At 37.0% G+C, this 22,796-nt stretch carries 19 protein-coding genes; 6 read left to right on the top strand and 13 right to left on the bottom strand.

Annotated elements, in window-relative coordinates:
• Window positions 1–64: 64 nt before the first annotated feature.
• Complete coding sequence (locus tag MT489_RS21005; RefSeq protein WP_244683520.1) at window positions 65–1,078, bottom strand: LacI family DNA-binding transcriptional regulator; 1,014 nt, start codon at window positions 1,076–1,078, stop codon at window positions 65–67.
• Window positions 1,079–1,290: 212 nt separating this feature from the next.
• Between MT489_RS21005 and MT489_RS21000 the strand changes: the two genes are divergently transcribed.
• Complete coding sequence (locus MT489_RS21000; protein ID WP_244683519.1) at window positions 1,291–3,336, top strand: alpha-amylase family glycosyl hydrolase; 2,046 nt, start codon at window positions 1,291–1,293, stop codon at window positions 3,334–3,336.
• A 368-nt stretch (window positions 3,337–3,704) separates the two neighbouring features.
• The gene (locus MT489_RS20995) at window positions 3,705–4,199 is read left to right on the top strand and encodes a metalloprotease family protein (protein WP_244683558.1); all 495 of its coding nucleotides are present in this window, start codon (window positions 3,705–3,707) and stop codon (window positions 4,197–4,199) included.
• Between the two features lie 365 nt (window positions 4,200–4,564).
• Here the strand turns inward: MT489_RS20995 and MT489_RS20990 are convergent, their stop codons facing one another.
• The 12 genes from MT489_RS20990 to MT489_RS20935 form a co-directional block, all read right to left on the bottom strand.
• Entirely contained in the window at window positions 4,565–5,575 is a 1,011-nt protein-coding gene (locus MT489_RS20990; protein WP_244683518.1) for a Gfo/Idh/MocA family protein, read from the bottom strand.
• 2 nt (window positions 5,576–5,577) lie between these two features.
• Window positions 5,578–6,417, bottom strand: a complete 840-nt coding sequence (locus MT489_RS20985) for a sugar phosphate isomerase/epimerase family protein (RefSeq protein WP_244683517.1) — start codon at window positions 6,415–6,417, stop codon at window positions 5,578–5,580.
• A gap of 15 nt (window positions 6,418–6,432) precedes the next feature.
• Window positions 6,433–7,332 carry a nucleoside hydrolase gene (locus tag MT489_RS20980; protein ID WP_244683516.1) on the bottom strand — a complete coding sequence of 300 codons (900 nt, stop codon included), beginning with the start codon at window positions 7,330–7,332 and terminating at the stop codon, window positions 6,433–6,435.
• A gap of 326 nt (window positions 7,333–7,658) precedes the next feature.
• Window positions 7,659–8,642, bottom strand: coding sequence for a Gfo/Idh/MocA family protein (locus MT489_RS20975; protein WP_244683515.1), 984 nt, complete (start codon window positions 8,640–8,642; stop codon window positions 7,659–7,661).
• Complete coding sequence (locus tag MT489_RS20970; protein WP_244683514.1) at window positions 8,639–9,601, bottom strand: Gfo/Idh/MocA family protein; 963 nt, start codon at window positions 9,599–9,601, stop codon at window positions 8,639–8,641. The genes MT489_RS20975 and MT489_RS20970 overlap by 4 nt, the downstream gene beginning before the upstream one ends.
• Window positions 9,595–10,773 (bottom strand): N-acetylglucosamine-6-phosphate deacetylase, encoded by a 1,179-nt coding sequence (gene nagA / locus MT489_RS20965; RefSeq protein WP_244683513.1) that lies wholly within the window; start codon window positions 10,771–10,773, stop codon window positions 9,595–9,597. Before nagA ends, MT489_RS20970 begins: the two co-directional genes overlap by 7 nt.
• Before the next feature lie 17 nt (window positions 10,774–10,790).
• Window positions 10,791–11,732 carry an ROK family protein gene (locus tag MT489_RS20960; RefSeq protein WP_244683512.1) on the bottom strand — a complete coding sequence of 314 codons (942 nt, stop codon included), beginning with the start codon at window positions 11,730–11,732 and terminating at the stop codon, window positions 10,791–10,793.
• 12 nt (window positions 11,733–11,744) lie between these two features.
• The gene (locus MT489_RS20955; RefSeq protein WP_244683511.1) at window positions 11,745–12,824 is read right to left on the bottom strand and encodes a Gfo/Idh/MocA family protein; all 1,080 of its coding nucleotides are present in this window, start codon (window positions 12,822–12,824) and stop codon (window positions 11,745–11,747) included.
• 396 nt (window positions 12,825–13,220) lie between these two features.
• Window positions 13,221–14,549, bottom strand: coding sequence for an ABC transporter substrate-binding protein (locus tag MT489_RS20950; RefSeq protein ID WP_244683510.1), 1,329 nt, complete (start codon window positions 14,547–14,549; stop codon window positions 13,221–13,223).
• Between the two features lie 620 nt (window positions 14,550–15,169).
• Window positions 15,170–16,504, bottom strand: coding sequence for an extracellular solute-binding protein (locus MT489_RS20945; protein ID WP_244683509.1), 1,335 nt, complete (start codon window positions 16,502–16,504; stop codon window positions 15,170–15,172).
• A 417-nt stretch (window positions 16,505–16,921) separates the two neighbouring features.
• Complete coding sequence (locus MT489_RS20940) at window positions 16,922–18,235, bottom strand: 6-phospho-beta-glucosidase (protein WP_244683508.1); 1,314 nt, start codon at window positions 18,233–18,235, stop codon at window positions 16,922–16,924.
• Entirely contained in the window at window positions 18,232–19,218 is a 987-nt protein-coding gene (locus MT489_RS20935) for an N-acetylglucosamine kinase (RefSeq protein WP_244683507.1), read from the bottom strand. The genes MT489_RS20940 and MT489_RS20935 overlap by 4 nt, the downstream gene beginning before the upstream one ends.
• Window positions 19,219–19,488: 270 nt before the next feature.
• On the opposite strand from MT489_RS20935, the gene MT489_RS20930 reads away from it, so the two are divergent.
• The 4 genes from MT489_RS20930 (at window position 19,489) to MT489_RS20915 (ending at window position 22,645) form a co-directional block, all read left to right on the top strand.
• Entirely contained in the window at window positions 19,489–20,235 is a 747-nt protein-coding gene (locus MT489_RS20930) for a GntR family transcriptional regulator (protein WP_244683506.1), read from the top strand.
• A gap of 203 nt (window positions 20,236–20,438) precedes the next feature.
• Entirely contained in the window at window positions 20,439–21,224 is a 786-nt protein-coding gene (locus tag MT489_RS20925) for a transporter substrate-binding domain-containing protein (RefSeq protein ID WP_244683505.1), read from the top strand.
• 34 nt (window positions 21,225–21,258) lie between these two features.
• Window positions 21,259–21,921 carry an amino acid ABC transporter permease gene (locus MT489_RS20920; protein ID WP_244683504.1) on the top strand — a complete coding sequence of 221 codons (663 nt, stop codon included), beginning with the start codon at window positions 21,259–21,261 and terminating at the stop codon, window positions 21,919–21,921.
• 1 nt (window position 21,922) lies between these two features.
• Complete coding sequence (locus MT489_RS20915) at window positions 21,923–22,645, top strand: amino acid ABC transporter ATP-binding protein (RefSeq protein ID WP_244683503.1); 723 nt, start codon at window positions 21,923–21,925, stop codon at window positions 22,643–22,645.
• The last annotated feature ends 151 nt before the right edge of the window (window positions 22,646–22,796 follow it).

The raw sequence follows: 22,796 nt of genomic DNA, 5'->3' as shown, positions 1-22,796 counted from the left end.
CTTCTAATACTTTTGTGATTCCGTATTTTAATAAAGCATCACCTCCTCAAAAGAAAAATAGGTTTTATCTTGAAAGCTCCATCATTTGCCTTGCTCCACAACTCTCTCTAATGATAAGCTCCATTGAAAACACTAAGCTTTTTATCTGTTTTGTGTCATGCATATCTATTGTCTCAAGTAATAAATCGATAAGTCCTATAGCTATTTTTTCTAAAGGTTGGCGGACAGTCGTTAATTCTGGTTTTATCAATGATGCCATTTTAATGTCATCATAACCTACGATAGCAATATCTTCTGGAACTCTTTTTCCTCTTTTCCTTAATGCATCGATAACACCGAATGCGATTAAATCGTTTCCGCAACAGACGGCAGTAAATTTAGATTTTCCATCCAATAACTCATTCGCCGAGTTAAAACCACATTCGAATGTAAATTCTCCTCTTTTAATCAGTGATTCATTAACGGTTAAGCCATGCAGCGTCATCCCATTTCTGAATCCTAACTCTCTTTCAGGAGAAGAAAATGGACCTCCAACATACGCAATGTCTTTATGTCCTAATTTTATTAAATGCTCGGCACCAATCTTTCCACCTTCTAAATGGTCTCCATAAACGGAATTCACATCAGGGAGAGTTCTATCTAACACAACGATTGGAATTTTCCCATCTAATAATTCCAAAATAAAGGATGTATGTTCAGAACCTGGACCACAATAAATAATCCCGTCTACTTTTCTCTGGATAAATGAATTGATGTATGTGAAAAGCTTGCCTGATTCTACTAACCCACTTACGCAAAACATGACCGTATAACCATATTCCCATAGCTGCTCTTGGATATTTTCAGCAAGCGTAGCCCAGTATTCGTGCAAGGAAGGGACAATTAATCCAATTGTTTTTGTTTTTTTTGAAACCATCGTTTGGGCTGTTAAATCCGGTAAATAATTTAATTTTTTTATAGACTGTTCCACCTTCTGTTTCGTAGAAGGTTTTACTTTATCTTTTCCATTTAACACCCTGGATACCGTAGCAATCGAGACTCCAGCATCTTTTGCTACGTCTTTAATGGTTATTGTCATCATTATCACCTTGTCATTGTGTAAAAAAGTTGTTGTAAACGTTTACACCTATTGTATAATCAAAGTATCATAATTATCATACTTTTTCAATATCAAAATATGAAAATATTACATAATACGGTAAATATATTGTCTTTTTTTGCATATGTAAATGTTTTCACTATTAATTTCATAGAAGATTATGATAAAAATTTAAAAAGGTGGTTATGTAAATGAAAGTAACACGTGAAGAGGAGCTTTTAACTTTAGTAAATAGCGGTCTTACATGTAAGTTTAATCTTCAAACAGGACAGTTGCTGAGTATCACAAGTCAAACAATGGAATGGATAACAGGTGGACTACTGATCAATGTTGGTTGCGATGAAGAATATAAGCTAGGCAGACTTAAGTATCACTCTCTCGATCCTTTACACACATGGGAAATGCCGCCTATTGATCCACTTAAGTCAGCTAGCACTGAGTGGGAATTCACCGGTTATTCCACCCACTTACAAGAATTACATATGGAATATAAAATTGATGATTTGGAAATAACGGTTATTTATCATATCAATGGTGATACGTTGGAAATTGGAACAAAAGTTAAAAATACTCGTTCTAATATTAGACTTATTAACGGTTTGGCTTTCATGATAAGTGAATCAATTACATCACGTGATATACGTTTCGAGTTTCCAGGGAATGTCCCTCATAATGAATTTCGTGTATCAGAACTATCCCCTTACAAACCTGTTGTAACCGGGCTTGTGAATCCGATAATTCGAACTGTTTCTGATAAAGGCAATCTGAATATTTTATTTATCAACGAAGAAGAAAAGTGGAGTAGTGGCGTTTATATAGATGATAGTGAACATGCTCACTTTGTTAATATCGCTTGTTTGGAAAGTTATATCAAATCAGGAGAGACAATATATTGCGGGAAATTATATATTCAGCCTGTCGAACAGAATAATTCGTTTCTGCCTATTCGAGAGCTCTATAAGAAAAAAGGTTGGAATCCACCTACTGATGGACATACAGAGGGAGTCCTTTATTCTTGTCACCCGCACGGGACGATGGATTCAGGTTTCCAAGATCGTAAAACGATGCGCGAGTATGCAGAGGAAATGGTAAACCTGAAGCAAATGGGCATAGATCACGTCTGGATTCTACCTATATTTGAACATCTTGATAGAGGCGTATATCATCCAACAGATCAAAGAATCATCGATACACGTTACGGAACGGATGAGGATGTAGAATATTTTAGCGAAAAATTACATGACCTAGGTATGACGTTGCTTTTTGACTATGTTCCACACGGACCAGAGTTAGATGATCCACTAGGCATTGAGCACCGTGAATGGGCTTCTGTATGGAGAGATGGCACGCCAAAAATTGAATGGAACTGCTTATCATTCGATATGGCCAATCCTGATTATCAAAAGTATACAACTGAATTAGTTGAGGAGCATGTTGACCGTTTCGATATCGATGGAGCAAGGATTGATTGTGCGATGGGCGGCCTTTCGAATTGGAATCCTGTTGAAGGAAAGCGTCCTAGCAGCTCAAGTTTAGGGGCTGGAGTAAGTATTTCAAAAGCAATAAGAGATGGGATTTTGAATAGAAACAAAAAACCGATTGTCACTCCGGAAAACTTTAACCCTGTACCGGTTTACGCTCCATATACTGATATTTTTTATGATATGCCACTTTACCGTGTGTTATTTGAATTAGAAGAATCTAAATTGGAAGCCAATGAATATGCCAGTCGCCTAACAAGATGGCTAAACCACCAAATGTTAACGACACCTGAAAACTATCTTAAATTACGTTTTCTAGGAAATCATGATTCCGTAACATGGGTTTGGCAAAAGGCTCGCCCAACGGTTATTTATGGGGTTGAAAAAGCGAAAGCACTTTGGGTGTTAATGGCTACCATCGACGGTATTCCAATGATTTATCAAGGAGACGAAGATGCTTCAATTTACAGACAGGACGGACCAGTCTTACGAGATTTCTTCACAGAACTATTTGCTGCTAGGAAAGAGTATCTCGGGAATACATTTGATGTAGAATATTTGTTTACAGAAACACCAATTATGGCATTTGTTCGTACAAGAGGTGATGCAAAACGCCTTGTAGTAGTTAATCTCTCGCCTGATCAAGAACAGTGCACTGTAAACTATGAAATGAAGAAGACATTATTCGGGCAAGAGCAATCTGCAGGAAATCAAATTAAGTTAGATAGTTACGGTTATGCAATAATAGAATTGTAGAATCAAAGGGCATTCCAATAAGTCCTTTAAATAAAACAAGTGAGGAAAAAACAAACAATTCGGTTGTGGGGTACAAAACATCAATTGGCATATCCTTTTCTCACCTTAGTTTAGTAATCAAAATATAAGTAAATCAACATCAGAAAAAGCACAGGAAATGGTCTACTGTGCTTTTTCTATGTTAACAGAATGATTTGATTGAATTTTCCAAATAACCTTATGGGATATTATGTTAAACTAAATGAAGTGTTAAATTTAAACTAACGGCTCAGTGTTAGTGGATTAAAATGTCATAAGATATGGATTTTTTTATATGGAGGAGGGGAACGCTTATGATATTTTGGTTTAAACAATTACCACAGATAAGTATGAATTTGTCAGAATGGACTCCTTTCATACGGAATAATTGGTTTCAAAAACACTATATGAAGTTTGTATATCTACTTCAGATAACCATCTTTGTGATACCCTTTTTCTTTGGAACTTGGTTCACTTATATTACTATATTCTCTTCTATTCTAATAGGTATCTTTGTCTTCATCATTCACGAATATCTTCACATTGTTGTCATAAACAAAAAAGGTGATATTAGCTTAACATTTAGAGGAATATTTTTTTGGCTACATACAAATGCAACCCTATCCAAAACGAGTTTTTGGGTCTTTATGAGTTTACCCTTTATTGTTTTATCGGTAGTGCCTGCCATTATGTCGTTCTATGTATCAGGAAATATCAAATCAATCCTATTATTTATAAGTTGGATAAACTCAATAATTTCTTCCTCCGATATTATTAATTCATTTTTAATTGCAATTAAACCGAAGAACTCAGTTTTTTGCAGAGGCTATTATCGAGTGGAATAGTTTTAAAAGGTTTACTCAAATACGTTTGAAAATAAAGAGAACGTTAGTCTAAAAGGAAGTAGTGAACTCCCCGTAACGTCCGCGGAAAGCGAACACCTGCATCGATAATCAACAGGCAGTTAACAAGGCCAATTAAATAAAAAAAGAAGGGCTTCCTAAAGTCAATTACTACGACTTTTTGAAAGCCTCTTAATCATTGGCTGTTTTCCTAAAACTTGTTTTTGTAAAAGCCCAGAAAACGGCTTTTACCCTTAAAAGGTGAATTTAGCGGTTCTTATGAAGGATGCTGCTCTTTTCTCAGAGGAATGACTAAGTTTTAAGTTCCCATTTTTATTCCTATTATTTTATGAAAAGAGCCTTATCATTTATACAAGCACACCTTTATTTTCTTCTACAGACTTGTTAGCATGAAGCATGACACGCAATGTTTTTAACGCATCATAATAAGGTGAACGGATGAGATCTTTATTATTCGTTCTTACCGCTTCTAAAAATGTTTTCATTTCAGTGACATAGAAATCCTCGTCTTTAAAGTCATAGTGAATTGGTGTATTTTTATAAACACCTGTCAACTTACTTCTATAATACGCATACGGTTCAGGATTTAAGTCGATTTTTAAATGAAAATCATTTGAAATGAGTTCTATGTTTGCGTAATTTGGATTGATTGCCCACGATTGAGTATGATTTTGAATCGTCCCATTTTTGTAACGAATATTTAACACATGTGAATCTTCAATTGTAAATTCATCCGTTTTTGGTATGGATAAATTACTTCCAAACGCTTGGAGTTCTGCAATATCACCTGAAGTTTGATCAACAAGGTATCTGGATGCATCGATTACATGGATGGCCTGATCCAATAAAGGACCTCCTGATAAAGACTTATTAAAGAACCATTTTGGCCAGTCTGGATTAATAGCTAATCCACATACGTACACGCTTCGAATAATCGGGACCGCTGTATCACCTATTAATTCCTTTGCCTTTTCGACTGCTCCTGAATAGCGATACATAAAGCCAACACCTGCAAGGATGCCTGTTTCTTCTATTACTCTATTAATCTCTACTGCTTCCTCTTCATTAAATGCAGGCGGCTTTTCAATAAAGCATGCAATTCCCCTTTTAGCTGCTTCTGAAATGGGGCCAATCCTAATTCCTGGTGGCGTACAGATTAATACCATGTCCAGATTACTTTCATTAAACATTTGCACATAATCCGTGAATGGAACAACACCATATTTGCTAGCTATCTCTTGAACCCTTTTTTCATTGATATCGCATACTGCCGCTATTTGAACGCCCTCTTCCTTAATGAGTGCATCCATATGGCGAGTAGCAATCCAGCCTGTTCCAACAACTCCAATTTTCAACATGCTCATACCTCCGCTCTTCTTTCGATTTCATTCCACCATGATTTAATACGAGTTAGACTTTCCATTAACTCATTTGTCGGATCAAAATTATGCGGTTCGTGTTCAACCGTTATCTTTCCTTGGTAATTAATATCTTTTAACGCTTCCAATACGCCTTTTATATCAACAATCCCGTCCCCAAGCGCACATGAATCATGCCCACCTACAGCCTTTACATCCTTTAAGTGAACATGCAAAATGGAATCTTTTAATTCACGAATCACTTGTGCAGCATCGCAATTATATGTACCTAGCCAACCTGTATCGAGAGCTGAACGAATAATCGGAGAGTAAGATTTAATATTATGAATGATTTCAGCTGAATTTTTCTCCGGATGATTTTCCCAACCTATCTTCATAGAGTATTCTTCTGCTAACTTATGAACGATAGGGGCATTTTGATTAATAATAGTCTGAGTTATCATCGAAACACCTAGCTCTTTTGCCACATCAAAATTACGCCTAATATCATTTTCGGTATAGTCTGAACGATCAAATCCTACAGCATAATAAGAAATAATGTTTACATCGTTCTTTTCTAATATTTTTAATGCTTCGTCTATCATTTTGATATTAGCAATAGATGGATCTAAGTGAGCACTCCACAATTCAATATTGTTATAGCCCATTTGTTTTATCTTATATATTAATCTCTCAAACTTATCGGCGAATTTAATCCCTTGATAATTTTCAACCGTAACATTATGGCATTTCCCCCAGTCGCCACCCTGCAACCAGCCATGCGAAATGGCATATCCTGATTCTTCAGCGACATAGTTTGCCGTCATAAGCGCCCAGTTCATTGTCCACCTCCAAATTTATTTAAGTAATTTTCCTAACAATATTTGATTAAACTTTTCACTTTCGACATCTAGACAAACATCCACATTTCCATTAGGATCCAAAACAGCAATCGTCTGACCAGTGACAGGACGATGGTCGTATTCAATGATTACCTTCGCCTTCTCTGTTTTTACTAGAGTTGGATCGAGTAATAACGAAACGGCCAATGGGTCATGCATAGCGGAATGGTCCATATTAATAAAATCAAACCACTTTTCGATTAACGTTGATAATGCCACATTCAATGGGTCTCCTGAATCTTTTAACAGATTTTTCTCGTCATTATTTATAAGCACCTTCATCGTCACGTCTAGCCCTACCATTGTAATCGGAGCCCCACTTCCAAAAACAACCGACGCTGCTTCAGGATCACATTTAATATTATGTTCTATGTATGGCAATGAAAGTGCGTTATCTCCTAATCTAGTAACGCCGGCCATCATAATGATTTTCTTAACGTTTTTTGCGACTTGCGGTTTTCTAATGATAGCCGCAGCAATATTCGTTAGCGGTCCAATAGGAACTAAAGTGATTTCCCCTGGATTTTCCATGATTGTTTTGATAATGAAATCAACTGCATGCATGTCTTCAATCTTGTATTCTTTTTGTGGATCTAGGACTCCCTCTCCTTCGTGTCCCGCCCACCAAACTTCTCGATTTTGTAGAATTGTTTGTTCAAGTCCTTTATATACTTTTACATCGGATCGATTACCTAAGTTAAGTAATTCGGAAGCTAGTTGTGCTCGGACTTCAACATCTCCATATACTGTAGTTACTCCCTCTATCGTTATTTCAGGAGAACGCATCGCAAGCGCCAGAGCCATTGCATCATCAACATCTGAACCAATATCCGTGTCAATAATAATTCTTTCCAAGATTGTCCCCTCTTTCTAATAAAATTAATGATCACTCGCAATGTAAACGGTTTTATTATTTTTCATAAAATAAATGAAAACGAATGTAATCGCTCTCATGGTTCAAGATTACTTTATAGATTTTAAACTGTCAATGCGAAAAATTCTAAATTTTTTTAGTTTGTAAAAAGTTTTTACAGGTTATTTTTTTTCTCAAATGTTGGTTTTGTACTTCAAATATACAGTGGTACATTTTGGCAAATAGCAGTATCTAATTTAAAGCTATGTAGTAAATAATCCGCTCTTATGCAGAACGGATTATTCAACTTCACTTCCAATTAAACAATTTAGCTTAGTATTTTCACTGGCTGTAATTTTTCAGAAGATTGATAGGCTGCTAGAGCTACTTCCATTGCTCTTAGTCCCTCTTCCCCAGTGACTGGTACTGGAGTGTTTTCTTTCAAGGATCTTATAAAACTATCAATGAGGGCTTGGTCTGAATCCGAACCCCAAAACTCCGAAGTAGTTTTCATTGTTTCATCGCTGTGCAATGTAATATTTTGTTTATATAAATCTACCCGCGCTATACCTTTTGTTCCCACTACTTCAACTGTTAAGTCTCCCCATACAGGGAAGGATTTTGACCTTGACCAAGATGGATCAAGTGACGCAATGACGCCATTATCAAATTCGAAAGTGAGCAAACCACAGTCATCACTCGGTATGTCGTGAAAACGTTTATCTACTTCCGCATACACTTCATCTACTTCAGCGCCTGGCATGAACCAGCGCATAACATCCACAACATGAACGGTATGATCCATCACTGCCCCACCGCCAGATTGATTTGGGTCTACAAACCAACCACCTGGATTAGAGCCGCGGTTCGTTCCGTTAATAGCAAGAATTTGACCAAATTCTCCACTATCAATTCTTTCTTTTATCTCTTGGGCAACGGCATGAAAACGGCAAGGAAAGGCAATCATTAATTGAACTCCATTTTCCTCTGCAGCTTGAATCATTGCCTTCGCATCCTCAATATTGGTCGCAATTGGCTTTTCACATAAAATATGCTTCCCTGCTTTTGCAGCGGCTATCGCCATCTCTGCATGTCTTGCATTTTCAGAACAAATAATAACTGCATCAATATCTGTTTTAAGCAAATCACGATAGTCGGGATAATATGCCGTTTGAAATTCATTTGCCATTTGTTCCCCGCGTTCTTTTACTTCATCAGCAATTCCAACCAGAATCGCATCTTGATTGCGGAGTATAGCATGTGCATACGAATAAGCATGCATGTGTGCAAAACTAATCATTCCAACTTTCATACCTTCGCCCCCCGACCCAAAAGCGTGATGACCTCATTGTTTTTCTTAGATTGCAGTGCAGCTAAACCGTATTTCAAAGCAAGTAAAGCTGTTTGTCCATCCTGATGATTTGAATGAAAATTATTTATTATATCTTTTAACCCCTCTAAATAAGGGTCATTCACAGCTTTATGTTCCTTTGAAGGTGTTTTGTCATAATAGGTAGCAGTGATAGGTACAGCATCTTCGGAGCGATACGACAGTACGCCTTTGCCACCAGCTACTTCTAAAAATAATCGGTCTTTGCTTGAACCTTCTATCACATTTACATTTACATGTGCAATGAGACCATTTTCAAAACGGAGGGAAACGTAAAGCACATTAACCAACTCTGCCTGTTGCTTCAGTCCTTTTGCATATATACGTTCCACATTTCCAAAAATAGATTGGAGCCACCCTATTTCATTCACCAATAATTGGAGCAGTAATTCGTTAGATTTTTCGTAATCAAATCTATCTACATATTTATCTCTAATAATTCGGACCGTACCAACTTCTCCAACGGAATGATGATTAATTAAACTTCTCACCTTTCCATATTCAGGTGAAAAATGGAGAGGGTTGCATACGGAAAGTTGCACTCCTGCTTTTTCACAAGCGTTAATCATTTCTTCAGCATCAGCTTCAGAACTGGCCAACGGACTTTGACATATAACATGCTTACCAAGCAAGGCGGCTTCAATAACTGCTGCTTTTCGCTTGTGCGGTGGAAGGCAAACATCAATCACATCTGGATTTTCTGCAATCACTAGATCTTCTAAACTGAAAAAGGGTTTTACACCAAAAATATGTGTGTATTCCATCGGCTTTTCAACTTGTTTGTCAACTACACCAACGAGCTTAACTTGATTCATTTGTGAATATTGGTCGACCCGACGACTTCCAACTGTTCCGAGACCAACAATGCCTACTTTTAACAAGGTTGACACCTCTTTTCAAAAACTTTTTTACCCTTAACAAAGGTCGATACTAAGTTAATATCTTCGTTCAAAATTAAAAAATCTGCATCCTTCCCTCTTTCTAGCGATCCTTTTCTGTTTGCCACTTTTGCTTTTTTCGCTGGTACGATTGTAAAAGAAGGCAACACCTTTTCTAGAGGCAAGCCTGCATAACGAAGCACATTACGTAAACCGATCATCATCGTTAATGAGCTGCCCGCAAGAGTCTCTGGATGTTCTTTTAAAAATATTTTTCCATCCTTTACTTGAACATCGTCATATTCTCCGTCGGCAAGACCCGTACTTTTCACTGCATCAGTAATGACGCATACTTTATTCGCACCCTTTGTTTGAAATAAAAATTTCACGACAGCAGGGTGAACATGTATTCCATCAGCAATGAGCTCCAATGTAAGTTCATTCAACATAAGCCCAGTTCCTGCAACTCCTGGATCGCGATGGTGCAATCCTCTCATCCCATTAAAGTGATGGGTTGTATGACGAACACCATGTTCCAGCGATTCGAGCATTTCTTCATAACTAGCATAGGAGTGTCCGATTGATACAGTGATTCCACGATCGTGGAGATAAGCAACAAGTTCAAGTCCACCTTCGACTTCCGGCGCCAACGTAACAATCCGAATTGTATCCCCAGAAACTTCGATAAGCTGCTCCATTTCAGTAAGGTCAGGTAGTCGGATTTGTTGAATATCCATTGCACCTCTTGCTTTTTCATTAATAAAAGGACCTTCTAAATGAACTCCAAGAAGTTCCGCACAAGAAACACCTTTTTTGAATGAAGCGGAACAGCTTTGTAGGACTTGAACAAGATCCTCATTCGATGCAGCAGCGGTTGATGCAAGAAAAGAGGTTGTACCAAAGGACGCATGAAATTTACTGACTTCATCAAGGTCCTTTTCTGTTCCTCCCATTACTTCATATCCATTCCCACCATGAATATGGACATCTACAAATCCAGGAACAACGACCTGTCTTTTTAAATCTATTACATTAGCATCAGAGCTATCGATTTGCTCATTCGAAACATCTATGATTTTTCCATCGTCAGCTACTAACATTTGGCCATTCTCATAGATGTCCAATCCAGTGTAAATTTTGCCATTTACATAAAGCGTCTTTCCTTCTGTATGCATTTTTTCACTTCCCTTACCTATTGCTTTATGTTTTTATGTGCAAGATGCGCTACACCGATTAATCCAGCACTATCACCAAGTTGTCCGATTTTTATATGAAGATCGGCTATATAATAAGGACATTCGATTTCTAACGTTTTACGGATTGGCTCCAATAAAAATTCACCGGCGGCCGCAACCCCTCCGCCAATAATAATCACCTCAGGATTAAGAAGGTACACAACTGTAGCTAACTTTTGTGCCAAGGTTTTCCCGACATAATCAAAAATTTCTTTCGCTACTATATCACCTTGTACACTTGCTTCGTAAACGTCAAATGCAGTAATGTCACCTTCGATATGCTGAAGTAAAGTATTTTCGTTCGAAGCTACTATTTTAGCGGCGAGTCTAGATATACCAGGAGCCGAAACAACGGTTTCCAAGCAGCCTATTTTTCCACATGCACATTCATTCGTGATACCTTGAACTGAATCATGACCTAACTCGCCAGCTAGAAAATCCGAGCCCGCAATTAATTGCCCATTTACAATCGTGCCAACTGCCATTCCTGTTCCGATTGTGAGACAGACAATATTGTTGTATCCAACACCCGCGCCTTTCATTGCTTCCCCGATCGTATAGCTTCTAACATCATGTTCGATTCTAACTGGAACTTGCAGAATGTCCGATAATCCTTTCGCCAACCATACATTTTCCCACGAAAGATTCGTTGCAAGTTCAACAATCCCTCGCTCTCCATTTACCTTTCCTGGAACTGCAACCCCAACGGATGTGATAGTATGATGTTCAGCAAATCTATTAATCTCTAATGCAAGTGATTTAATAAATTGCTCTGGTTTTTTTATAGATAATTCTATTGATGGGATGGAAGTTTTTTTGATTAAAGACAATTCAGTGTCAAACATTCCGATAACCGTATTTGTTCCTCCTACATCAATACCAATAATTATTTGCTCCATTGGCATCATTCCTTATACAGGTTGTGGTTCTGTGTTAAAATGGATTTCAGATTTTTTCTCGCTAGACTCGTAAATCCCGCATAATATTTTCATCATTTCTACTCCATCTTCAATCGGGCTAATAGGGCGATTTCCCGTTTTACAGCATTCAATAAAATGATTGATTTCATTTTGAAAAGGTACCGCATAATCAGCTGATATCGGGTCAACTTGCGGTTCAGTATTTAAGATGGTGTCATGCTTTTCAGACATAATGACTAGATTAGGATCTACTTCTGCCCCACCTTTATCACCATATAATTTCAAGCTAATTTCATCCTTCTTGGCGTGCGCTGTAAAGCTAACATCAACGAATATCGAAGCACCATTTTCAAATCGAACTAAAGCATTTGCCATATCTTCTACTGTGTTCACATTCGGATCATAGTCAGCAGCTTTATAAAACGATAAGTTTTGTATATTAGATCGATTTCCTAGCTTTTGATAAACATTACCGCTCACAGATTTAACTTTAGGTTTCCCCATTAAATACCAGCAAATATCAATAATATGTACACCAAGGTCAATTAATGGCCCTCCACCAGAACGTTCCTTATCAGCAAACCACCCACCTGGATTTCCAAGTCTTCTTATATAAGAGGCTTTAGCGTAATAAATTTCTCCGAGATCTCCGGAATCTATAAAACTCTTTAAAACATTCGTACTTGGCTCATATCTTCGTACATAACCAATTTGAAATACTTTATTAGATTTCTTCACAGCTTCTTCCACTCGGAGTGCTTCATCAACCGTTTTACATAAAGGCTTTTCAGATAAAACATGTTTCCCCGCATTTAGTGCTGCAATACTAATCGGAGCATGAGTATTATTCCATGTACAAACACTAACCGCTTCCAACTCTGGGTCTTGCAGCATTTCCTCATAGTTCGTATGGACAAATTTAATACCATACTTTGCTGCTTTTTCCTTAGCTCTTTCTTCATTCAGATCACATATTGCATACAACTCAACATCGGGATTGTTCATGTATGCTTTTAAATGAAACTCCGATATCGAGCCAGCCCCTATTACTCCTACTTTCATTGCCATCACTTATCTCTCCTTTTAAAAATATATACTTATGTATAGTAAATAAAACAATCCACTGTAAACGTTTACACTTTTACATTATTATGAGGGAAGAGCCATGTCAAGTAATATTAAAAACTTTTAAAATTTTTCTACATTTGTTTTTATCTCGTAAGAAAACGCAAGATGCGCTACCTTAAGTGACTAGCAAATGTTCAATGGCAAAGGAACGCGTTCTGGGCAGATTACCCTTAGAGCTGGACTTATTAAGTCTTTGTTCAAATATGCCTACTGAATAATATTTATGCTTAACTAAAAAAAGACGACATTAAATTCATAGTTTGAATGTAATGTCGCTTTCAAATATTTTTATTCCTTGATGACTGTATCATTTTACGCAAAATTCCTTTAAATTATATTTTATTCTTTACCCATAAACTTATCTACACGAGCCTGGGCTTCCCCTTTAACTTTTGCAATGGCTTGTGATGGAGATTCATCACCATTTGAAATGCTGCCGTATGTTCCCCAGAACGCATCATATAAATCATAAGCCGGCCAATAATTTGCATTAATTTTTTCTAGCATTTGAGTAGCTGTATCAACAGACTCTTCATTCGGCATTACATCTTCAAACCACTCTATTACGTTCTCTCCATTTGCTTCCCATAATTGTAGGTCTTCCCATATTTGGTATACAATTTCTGGACTTTCAACACCTTTTGGTATCGTCATTCCTTCAGCACTCGAAACTATTGTTTGATAATCGCTGCCTTTAGGTCCTTTTGGCCAGAATACATACCCCCATTCAAATGGAGTTTCCGAACGACCATCTGCTTCCCAAACCCAACCTTGTGTCATCCCTACTAATCCTTCAGTGAAGTATTGACGTGGGTTGTTCCAAGTATCTCCTTCATTAGGTTTTACTACTTTATGTTCATTGAACAGGGAGGCCATAAATTCCAAACCTTCCATAGCCTCAGGAGAATCTAATAATACTTCGCCTGTAGTAGTATCAAGAACTTTTCCACCATTCGTGACAATAGAATACTCAGCTAATAAGTTCGCGTCACCGCTTAATCCATAGTTTGAACCAGTTGTAAGTTTTTTAGCTGCATCAAGCATAGCATCCCAAGTCCATTCGCCAGCTTCTTGCAGTTCATAAGGATCAGTAAGACCAGCTTGTTCAAACATTGTTTTATTATAATACATACCGCCACTTTCATTTGTTTCATGCTTCATTAAGTACACTTTTTCGTTAAAAGTCCCCATTTTCTTTAACGTATCATTTATTTTTGAATTTGAAATATCAATGATATCATCCAATGCATATAAATAGTCTTGTTGAACCATTGCCGCTGTCATATTAGTATCTAAACCTACGAGATCTCCTATTGGCTCATTTGCTAAGACACTTGCAGTTAACTGATTAACTTTCTCTTCCCATGGTACAACATGATATTCAATTTTCACATTATACTTTTCCTCTACATCCTTAACCTTTTGAACAGCTAAATCTCCAAGCTCAGTTCCACCCTGCGGTGTCATGTCCCAGTGATTAACAATTTTAATTACGCGGCCGCCCAAATCATACGTAACTTCTTCTTCAGCCGGTTCTTCCTCTTTAACTGGCGGATCTTCTTTTTCAGGATCCTTAGCATTACCGGTAGTTTCTTTACCTCCACTACATGCGGAAAGAAGCAATACAAATATTAACATGAGTAGAAAAGAAAGTTTCTTTGCTTTCAAATTGACCCCTCCTAATAAGAATAATATTGTAATGACGACATTATTGGTGGCAACGTTACAACATCCCCCCTTTCAATTGGTATTACAACATAAGTATTTTTATATTTTGATAATTATGAGACTATTATTCTAAGTAATTGGTTAAGTTATTTTAACTTTAAAACCAATATTATTTTTTCGATTAAAGTAAGCCCTTTCATTATTCATAATATTATTAAAACTTCCTTAGTACGTAAATGGAATATTGCTATTTCATATGTCATTTTGCTAGTTAATATCAGATTATATTAGAAAAATTAGTTTCATTTTTATGGGAAATAAGCAGTTTAATAGTTTTACTTTGCTAAGTAATTTAGTTTTCTAAGAACTTTTTCAAATATGAAAAGCGTAAATTATGTCTCAATACCGCGATTTTACATTCCTATTTCCCACCTTTGACTTGAAGTTTTCTCTTGTCTCTATATCTTCATATACTTGACTGAAACACCTTATTTAAGCTATTCAAAGGGTATAAAAAAAGACGACATTAGATTCACAATTTGAATGTAATGACGCCTTCTAAAATGCTTTTTCTTTGCTGACTGTATAATTTTATGCAAGATTCCTTTCAATTATTTATTTTATTCTTTCCCCATAAACTTATCTACCCGAGCTTGGGCTTCCCCTTTAACTTTTGCAACTGCTTGTGCTGGAGATTCTTCAGCTGTAGCAATGCTGTGGAATGTTCCCCAGAATGCATCTGAAAGATCATATGCTGACCAATAGTTTACATTAATATTTTCTAACATTTGTGTGGCTGTGTCGATAGACTCCTCATTTGGAAGAACGTTTTCGAACCATTCAATGATGCCATCTTGACCGATTTCCCATAATTGCATGTCTTCCCAAATTTTATAGATAACTTCTGGATTTTCAACACCTTTAGGAATAACCATACCGCCCGTATTCGAAACAATTGTTGAATAATCAGATGCTTTAGGTCCTTTTGGCCAGAACACATAACCCCAATCAAACGGAGCTTCTAATCGACCTTCCGCTTCCCAAACCCATCCTTGAGTCATTCCAACTAACCCTTCAGAGAAGTATTGGCGAGGATCATCCCACGTACTTCCTTCGTTCGGTTTAACAACTTTATGCTCATTTATCATCGATACCATAAATTCTAAAGCTTCCATTGCATTTGGAGAATCCATAACAAATTCACCGGTCTCTGTATCAAGGATTTTCGCATCATTTGTAGCTATTAAATATTCTGCCAATAAGTTAGGGTCACCACTCATCCCATAGTTAGAACCCGTTGTTAGCTTTTTGGCTGCTTCCAGCATAGCATCCCAAGTCCATTCTCCTTTTTGTTGTAATTCGTATGGATCCGGAAGACCTGCTTGTTCAAACATCGTTTTATTGTAGAACATACCGCCACTTTCATTTACTTCATTTCTAAACAAATAAAGTTTTCCATTAAAAGTACCTAAATCTTTCATAGTTTGATTCATTTTCGTTGCTGAAACATCGATTAAATCATCCAAAGCGAAAAGATAATCTTGTTGGACTAGTTGTGCAGTTTGGTTACTATCAATCCCAATAATATCTCCCATCGGCTCACCAGCTAAGATAGAAGCAGTAAGTTGGTTAATTTTTTCTTCCCAAGGAACTACAGACCATTCAATTTTAACATTATATTTTTCTTCAACTTCTTTCCATCTTGCTACTGCCATGTCGCCCGTTTCTGTACCTTCTTGTGGCGTCATATCCCAGTGATTGACGATTTTAATTACACGGCCACCTAAGTCATACGTTTGTTCTTCTTCCTCGGCCACAGGTTCTTCCTCTTTAGGCTGCTCGTCTTCCTTTACTGGTTCTTTACCATTTCCAGTAGTTTGCTGACCTCCGCTACAAGCCGATAAAAGTAGCACGAATATTAACATGAGCAGAAAAGAAAGTTTCTTTGCTTTCAAATTGACCCCTCCAATTTAGAATATGATTGTTAGAATGCCATGATTAGTGCCTAAGTAAAATTAATGTTTTAATATTATTAAGTAATTTATTAAGTTAACAAACACTTAAATTAATATTAACTATTAAATTTCACAGATTAGGTAAGCCCTTTCATTATTCATAATATTATTCAAACTTCCCTTATACGTAAATGGAATATTGCTAGTTAATATGTAATTTTGCTAGTAAATAACAGCATATTTTTAATTTTATAGTAATATATGACTACTATCGCTTTTTTACTTCAAAGAAAAATGTAACTTATTGTCGATTAACTTTTTTAATTTGCTAAGTAAAATGTTAAGTATATAACGAAGCTTTTTTTCCACAAAAAAACAACCCGTAGGAAAAGTATCCTCGGGTTGTTACAATCATCATTACTTATTAAATTGTGGTAAATAATCTTTGTTTGCTTCCAAAATTTCATCCAATAGTGTCTTTGCTAACTCAGCAGTACCAACTAGCGGATGAATCGTTAACGCTTGAAGTGCTTTTGCGTAATCACCATGAACCCCGGCTTCTACTGTTAATTCTTCGTATGCTTTAACAACTTGCAGCAATCCTCTAATTTGTGGAGTCATTTCTGCTTGTAATTGAACCGGATGTGCACCTTGAGAGTCAATTACACAGTTAATTTCTATTGAAGCATCGTCTGGCAAGCAGGCGATTGCTCCATTGTTACGGACGTTAACTGTTTGAATATCACCTTTGTTTAGATAAATCGAACTCATAAGATTCAGTGCAGCTTCTGAATAGTAAGCTCCACCTCGTTCTTGTAATTGTGGCGGCTTAATAGCAAGCTCAGGATCTTTGTAAAGTTCGAACAATTCAGCTTCGACTCTTTTTACAACATCTGCGCGAGTACCATTCTTTTCTAGTGATTCTAATTGCTCTTTAAGCATTTCATCTTTCATATAATAGTAGCGATGGTAGCCACATGGCAATGCTCCTAATGATTGAAGGAATTCTTTATCCCATCCAAAGTCAGGAATATTTTTCATTGTCACACCTTTAGCTTCAGACACTTTTGATAGCACTTCATTTGTGATATCATTGCCATCAACTACAATTCTAGTAGTCCAGTTAAGATGGTTAATCCCCATCATTTCAATATATACTTTGTCGAGCTCAACATCACATAATCTAGCAATTTGCATTCTTGTACCGATTGGCAAGTTACATAGACCAATTGATTTTACTTTTGTATGCTTAATTACTGCTTCTGTCACAATACCAGCTGGATTTGTAAAGTTAAATAGATATGCATTTGGAGCTAGCTCTTCAATATCTTTACAAATACCAAGAATGACAGGAATTGTACGAAGCGCCTTAGCAAATCCGCCTGCACCCGTTGTTTCTTGACCAATAACATTATGTTTAAGAGGGATATGCTCATCGCGCTTACGTGCGTCAAGCAAACCAACACGAAGCTGAGTTGTAACAAAGTCTGCATCCTTAATTGCTTCTCTTCGGTCAAAAGTAAGTTTTACATCGATTGGAACTCCTGCTTTTTCTACCATTCTTTTAGCAAGTGCGCCAACAATCTCTAGTTTGTGTCTACCTTCTTCAATGTCAACTAAATAAAGTTCTTTGACTGGCATTTCATCATATCTTTTAATAAAACCTTCAACAATTTCTGGTGTGTAGGAGGAACCTCCTCCGATAACAGCCACTTTTAATGCTTTTTTCATTCCTCATAGCCTCCATACGAATTAAATTTTTCATATATATCATCTGTAGCGTTGATACCTAAATGGTCCATTCCTAATAAAACCGATCCATAAACCGGCTCCATATCCGGAATAACTAGCTCAATTTGCTTCTGATGTTCTGCTTCTACTATTTTGCGTAGAGCTTCAAGTAGATATTTATTTTGTCCTTTTTGTACAATACTTCCTGTTAATACTATCGGAATCGGTTGATTAAGATCACCGAGATTCTTAATCACTGCACTAGCCGCTAAACCTAATTCTTTGCCCATCTTTTCCATAAGACTAATTGCTAATGGATCACCCTCGTCAGCTGCTTCATGGAGAATAAGAGCAAGATCATTTGGGACATGGTACATGTCATTATCGAGGAAATGGTTAAATACCTCTTCCATATTGTTAAATCCGAAGTATTTTGATACTTTTTCAGTTAATACGGAATGCTGTTCCCGTTGTTCCCAAGAACGTACAGCTGCTCTGAAAGTCTCTTGAGCCATTGCAGCTCCGCCCGCATAATCACCAAAAAAGTAACCAAATCCACCTATTTGGACTTGTTTCCCTTCATTGTTTCGACCCGCTGCATTTGTTCCTGTCCCACATACTAATACGACACCGGTAAAGTTTTTAGAACCAATCCTTAAACCTTCCATCGTGTCACAAACGAGATCCCAATTTTCAAACGGTATTCTTTTTAAACCAGATTCAATAATGGCAATATCTTTTGGTCTATCAGCACCTGCAAGACCATATTGAACAAAATCAATATCCTTATAGTCAAGTCCTGCTGATTTCAACGCGGCTTCAATCGATGCTGTAATGTTTTCAACTGCCTTATCGATTCCGACAGTTTGATAATTTCCACCGCCTCCGCCAGATACCCCTTTCCCTAGCAGATTTCCATTTTCATCGGAAATGACGGTAAATGTTTTACTGCCTCCACCGTCTACACCCATAATGATTGGCATTCCCATCCCCCTCAAACCGTTTTTTGTTTTTTGATAGCGTTTTCTATATTGTGAAAAAGCATGCAGGAAACAACGATATCGAGAATTTAAAAACACAAAAATTGTTACTATCATTAATTTACACTTGTTATAACAAATAGTCAATCATAAACTTATTACTTTATTTCTATATCTTTTGTAAAAATAAATGCTTATAATAGATTTTAATCCAATAACAACAAACATTTTATTTGTTATGACCATAATTGATAGAGGATGGGAGGAGTATTCATGGATTCTGTTAAAGAGCAGCCAGCACTTTATAATATCGTAAAAAATAAAATTCTTGATCAAATCAAAGCAGGCAAATACAAAGTTGGCGATAAGCTTCCAACAGAAATGGAATTATGTGAAGAATATAGCGTCAGTCGCACAACTGTAAGAATCGCCCTACAGCAACTTGCCTTAGAAGGACGAATTCACAGAATTCAAGGAAAAGGAACATTTGTATCCAAACCGAAAATTCAGACATCTTTATCCACTACGGAAAAAGGATTTGCCAGTCAGTTAATCGAACAAGGGTATAAACCAAAAACTGACATTCTTGATCTTCGAGTCATTCCTGCAGATCAAACACTTGCTATGCATTTGCAAATTAATGAAGATGATCCTATTACACGACTAACTCGTATTCGATATGCTAATGACGAGCCGCTTTTTTATTCCATTTCATATATACCGTGGAAATTCGCACCCGGCTTGGTTAATGATGAAGAAGGATGCAAAAGTTCTTTATTTCAACTTTTACAAGAAAAATATAATGTTGAAATTCATAAAACAATCGAAACAATTGAACCAATCCTTGCCAATGAAACAATTAGTGAGTATTTAGGTGTCCAAGAAGGTTCACCCGTTTTTTCTCTAGAAACTATTACTTATAATGATGATCTCAAGCCAATTGAGTTTTCAGATTCTGTTTTTAGAGGGGATCGTTCAAAGTTTACAATCGAAAGATTTTATACTGTTTCGGATATTTAAAGGTATTAAAATTAAAGTATACAATACAACCAGATGAAAACGTTGTCAATACTTAGTCCTCCCTATTAGGGAAGGGCTCTTTTTTTTTGCAAAATCAGAGGAAGCCTATTTCAAAATATCTATTTTTTACGATTATTTTGTCGAATGAAGGGTAAAGAAGAGTGTCTAGCTATAGAAAAAACATGGGAGGGGTCTACTTTTTTATGAAAAAGATCGTTATGTTATCAGTATTTACAATGCTGTTAGTCCTACTTGCAGCATGCGGAAGCAATACAAAATCGAGTGGTGATGTAAAAAAGTATACCGTCGCTACTGATTCGAACTTCAAACCCTTTGAGTATCTGAATCCGAAAACTGGAGAATTGGAAGGGTTTGATATTGATATTATTAAAGAAATTGCACAAAGAGCTGGATTTGAAGTTGAATTTGAAACAATGGATTTTGACGGTTTGCTTGCAGGAATGCAGTCTGGTCGTTATCCAATCGGAATTGCAGGGATGTCTATAACTGAAAAACGGAAAGAATCTATTGATTTTTCAATTCCGTATTATGATTCCGGATTGATCTTAATGGTACCTGAAAAGAGTGATATACAATCTATTGATGACGTGAACGGGAAGAAAATTGGTTCACGCCAAGGATCAACAAGTCAAACGTATTTAAAAGATAACACTTCAGCTAAGGTAGAGGCTTTTCCGGAAATAGTAACTGCCTATATGGACGTAAAGGAAGGTCGACTTGACGGAGCACTTTATGACTTACCTAATGTCAAACATTATATTGCTACAGAGGGAGAAAACAAGTTAAAAACAGTAGGAGAAGTCCTCCAAGGAGAATCATACGGAATTGCTTTTTCGAAAGGTTCTGAAATTGTCGATGATGCTAATAAAGCATTGCAAAGTATGATTGATGATGGTACGTATGCAAAGCTTTACGAGAAATACTTTGGAGAAAAGCCTACTGAAAAGTGGCTAGGAAAAGAGAAGTAGGATATTCATTTTTGCCAAGGGAGAGATTGATTGGATGATAGATGCTATCATAAATAGCCATTATATACAAAGTCTGCCTTTACTCTTAAAAGGATTGGTGTGGACTATACTAATTGCGTTGATTGGCCTCATTTTTGGATTTATAATCGGGGCACTCGTTGGTCTCGGAAGACTTTCAAGCAAGAAATGGATCCGAGCGATATGTACCGTATATGTTGAAGTCATTCGTGGAACTCCAATTCTTGTCCAAGTTTTATTCATTTACTTAGGGTTAACTGAACAAGTGATTGGGATTAATATAGATAAAGTAGTAGCGGCAATCATTGCTATATCTATAAATGCAGGTGCCTATATTGCCGAAATTGTTCGAGGGGCAGTTGATTCGATTGAAAAAGGACAGCATGAAGCTGGAAGATCAATCGGACTTTCAAAGAAACAAACGATGCGCTATATCATATGGCCGCAAGCTTTCAAACGCATGATTCCCCCATTAGGAAATCAATTTATTATTAGTTTAAAAGATACATCCCTCTTCTCCGTTATTGCTGTCGGTGAACTTCTATACATGGGTAAGCAATATTACAACGTAACCTATACACCCTTTCAAACATTAACAATGGTATGCGTCCTTTATTTAATTATTACGATACCTACCTCATATTTTTTAAGAAAACTAGAAAGGAAGATGGATGTATAGTATGATCACAGTAAAAAATTTGCATAAATACTTTGATGACTTAGAAGTATTAAAAGGAATTAACGCTGAAATTGAAGACAATGAAGTCGTGTGCGTTATCGGTCCATCCGGTTCAGGTAAGAGCACGTTCCTCCGTTGCTTGAATTTACTCGAGGATATCACTTCAGGCGATATTATCATAGACGGAGAAAATCTTACAAGTGATGGTGTTGACATAAACCGTTTGCGTTCTCAAGTTGGGATGGTGTTCCAGCACTTTAATCTCTTTCCACATATGACCGTTTTGGAAAATATCACATTGGGACCAATGAAGGTGAAAGGCATGTCCAGCAAAGAAGCAAAGCGCGAAGCCTTGCCTCTATTGGAAAAAGTCGGGTTGGCCGATAAAGCAAATGATTTTCCACTAAGTTTGTCCGGCGGTCAAAAACAACGGGTTGCCATAGCCCGATCACTCGCCATGAACCCGAAAGTCATGTTATTCGACGAACCGACATCCGCACTCGACCCAGAACTCGTCGGTGACGTCCTCCAAGTCATGAAAGACCTAGCCAAAGAAGGAATGACCATGGTCGTCGTCACCCACGAAATGGGATTCGCTCGCGAAGTCGGCGATCGCGTCATCTTCATGGACGAAGGCATCGTCATGGAAGAAGGCAATCCCGAGCAAATTTTCGATCGGCCAGAGAACCCTCGAACGCAAGAGTTTTTAAGTAAGATATTGTAGTATGAATAAAGTGACCGCCTTTTCTATAGAGAGTGAAGTGCACCCCAGAAGTTAGAGTCAAAATCTAACTTTTGGGGTGTTTTATTATGGTTAAATATGCGGATAACTTTAAGGCGATGGTAGTGAATGAATACCTCAGAGGGACGCTTGG

The sequence above is a fragment of the Lederbergia wuyishanensis genome (genome assembly GCF_022900255.1).
Taxonomy (GTDB): domain Bacteria; phylum Bacillota; class Bacilli; order Bacillales; family Bacillaceae_C; genus Lederbergia; species Lederbergia wuyishanensis.
This window is presented reverse-complemented; position numbering and strand designations above follow the sequence as displayed.

Bases quoted from the DNA above. Each gene is read 5' to 3' on its own strand.
- MT489_RS21005 (WP_244683520.1), bottom strand. From the start codon at position 1,078: ATGACAATAACCATTAAAGACGTAGCAAAAGATGCTGGAGTCTCGATT.
- MT489_RS21000 (WP_244683519.1), top strand. From the start codon at position 1,291: ATGAAAGTAACACGTGAAGAGGAGCTTTTAACTTTAGTAAATAGCGGT.
- MT489_RS20995 (WP_244683558.1), top strand. From the start codon at position 3,705: ATGAATTTGTCAGAATGGACTCCTTTCATACGGAATAATTGGTTTCAA.
- MT489_RS20990 (WP_244683518.1), bottom strand. From the start codon at position 5,575: ATGTTGAAAATTGGAGTTGTTGGAACAGGCTGGATTGCTACTCGCCAT.
- MT489_RS20985 (WP_244683517.1), bottom strand. From the start codon at position 6,417: ATGAACTGGGCGCTTATGACGGCAAACTATGTCGCTGAAGAATCAGGA.
- MT489_RS20975 (WP_244683515.1), bottom strand. From the start codon at position 8,642: ATGAAAGTTGGAATGATTAGTTTTGCACACATGCATGCTTATTCGTAT.
- nagA (WP_244683513.1), bottom strand. From the start codon at position 10,773: ATGCATACAGAAGGAAAGACGCTTTATGTAAATGGCAAAATTTACACT.
- MT489_RS20960 (WP_244683512.1), bottom strand. From the start codon at position 11,732: ATGGAGCAAATAATTATTGGTATTGATGTAGGAGGAACAAATACGGTT.
- MT489_RS20940 (WP_244683508.1), bottom strand. From the start codon at position 18,235: ATGAAAAAAGCATTAAAAGTGGCTGTTATCGGAGGAGGTTCCTCCTAC.
- MT489_RS20935 (WP_244683507.1), bottom strand. From the start codon at position 19,218: ATGCCAATCATTATGGGTGTAGACGGTGGAGGCAGTAAAACATTTACC.
- MT489_RS20930 (WP_244683506.1), top strand. From the start codon at position 19,489: ATGGATTCTGTTAAAGAGCAGCCAGCACTTTATAATATCGTAAAAAAT.
- MT489_RS20925 (WP_244683505.1), top strand. From the start codon at position 20,439: ATGAAAAAGATCGTTATGTTATCAGTATTTACAATGCTGTTAGTCCTA.
- MT489_RS20920 (WP_244683504.1), top strand. From the start codon at position 21,259: ATGATAGATGCTATCATAAATAGCCATTATATACAAAGTCTGCCTTTA.
- MT489_RS20915 (WP_244683503.1), top strand. From the start codon at position 21,923: ATGATCACAGTAAAAAATTTGCATAAATACTTTGATGACTTAGAAGTA.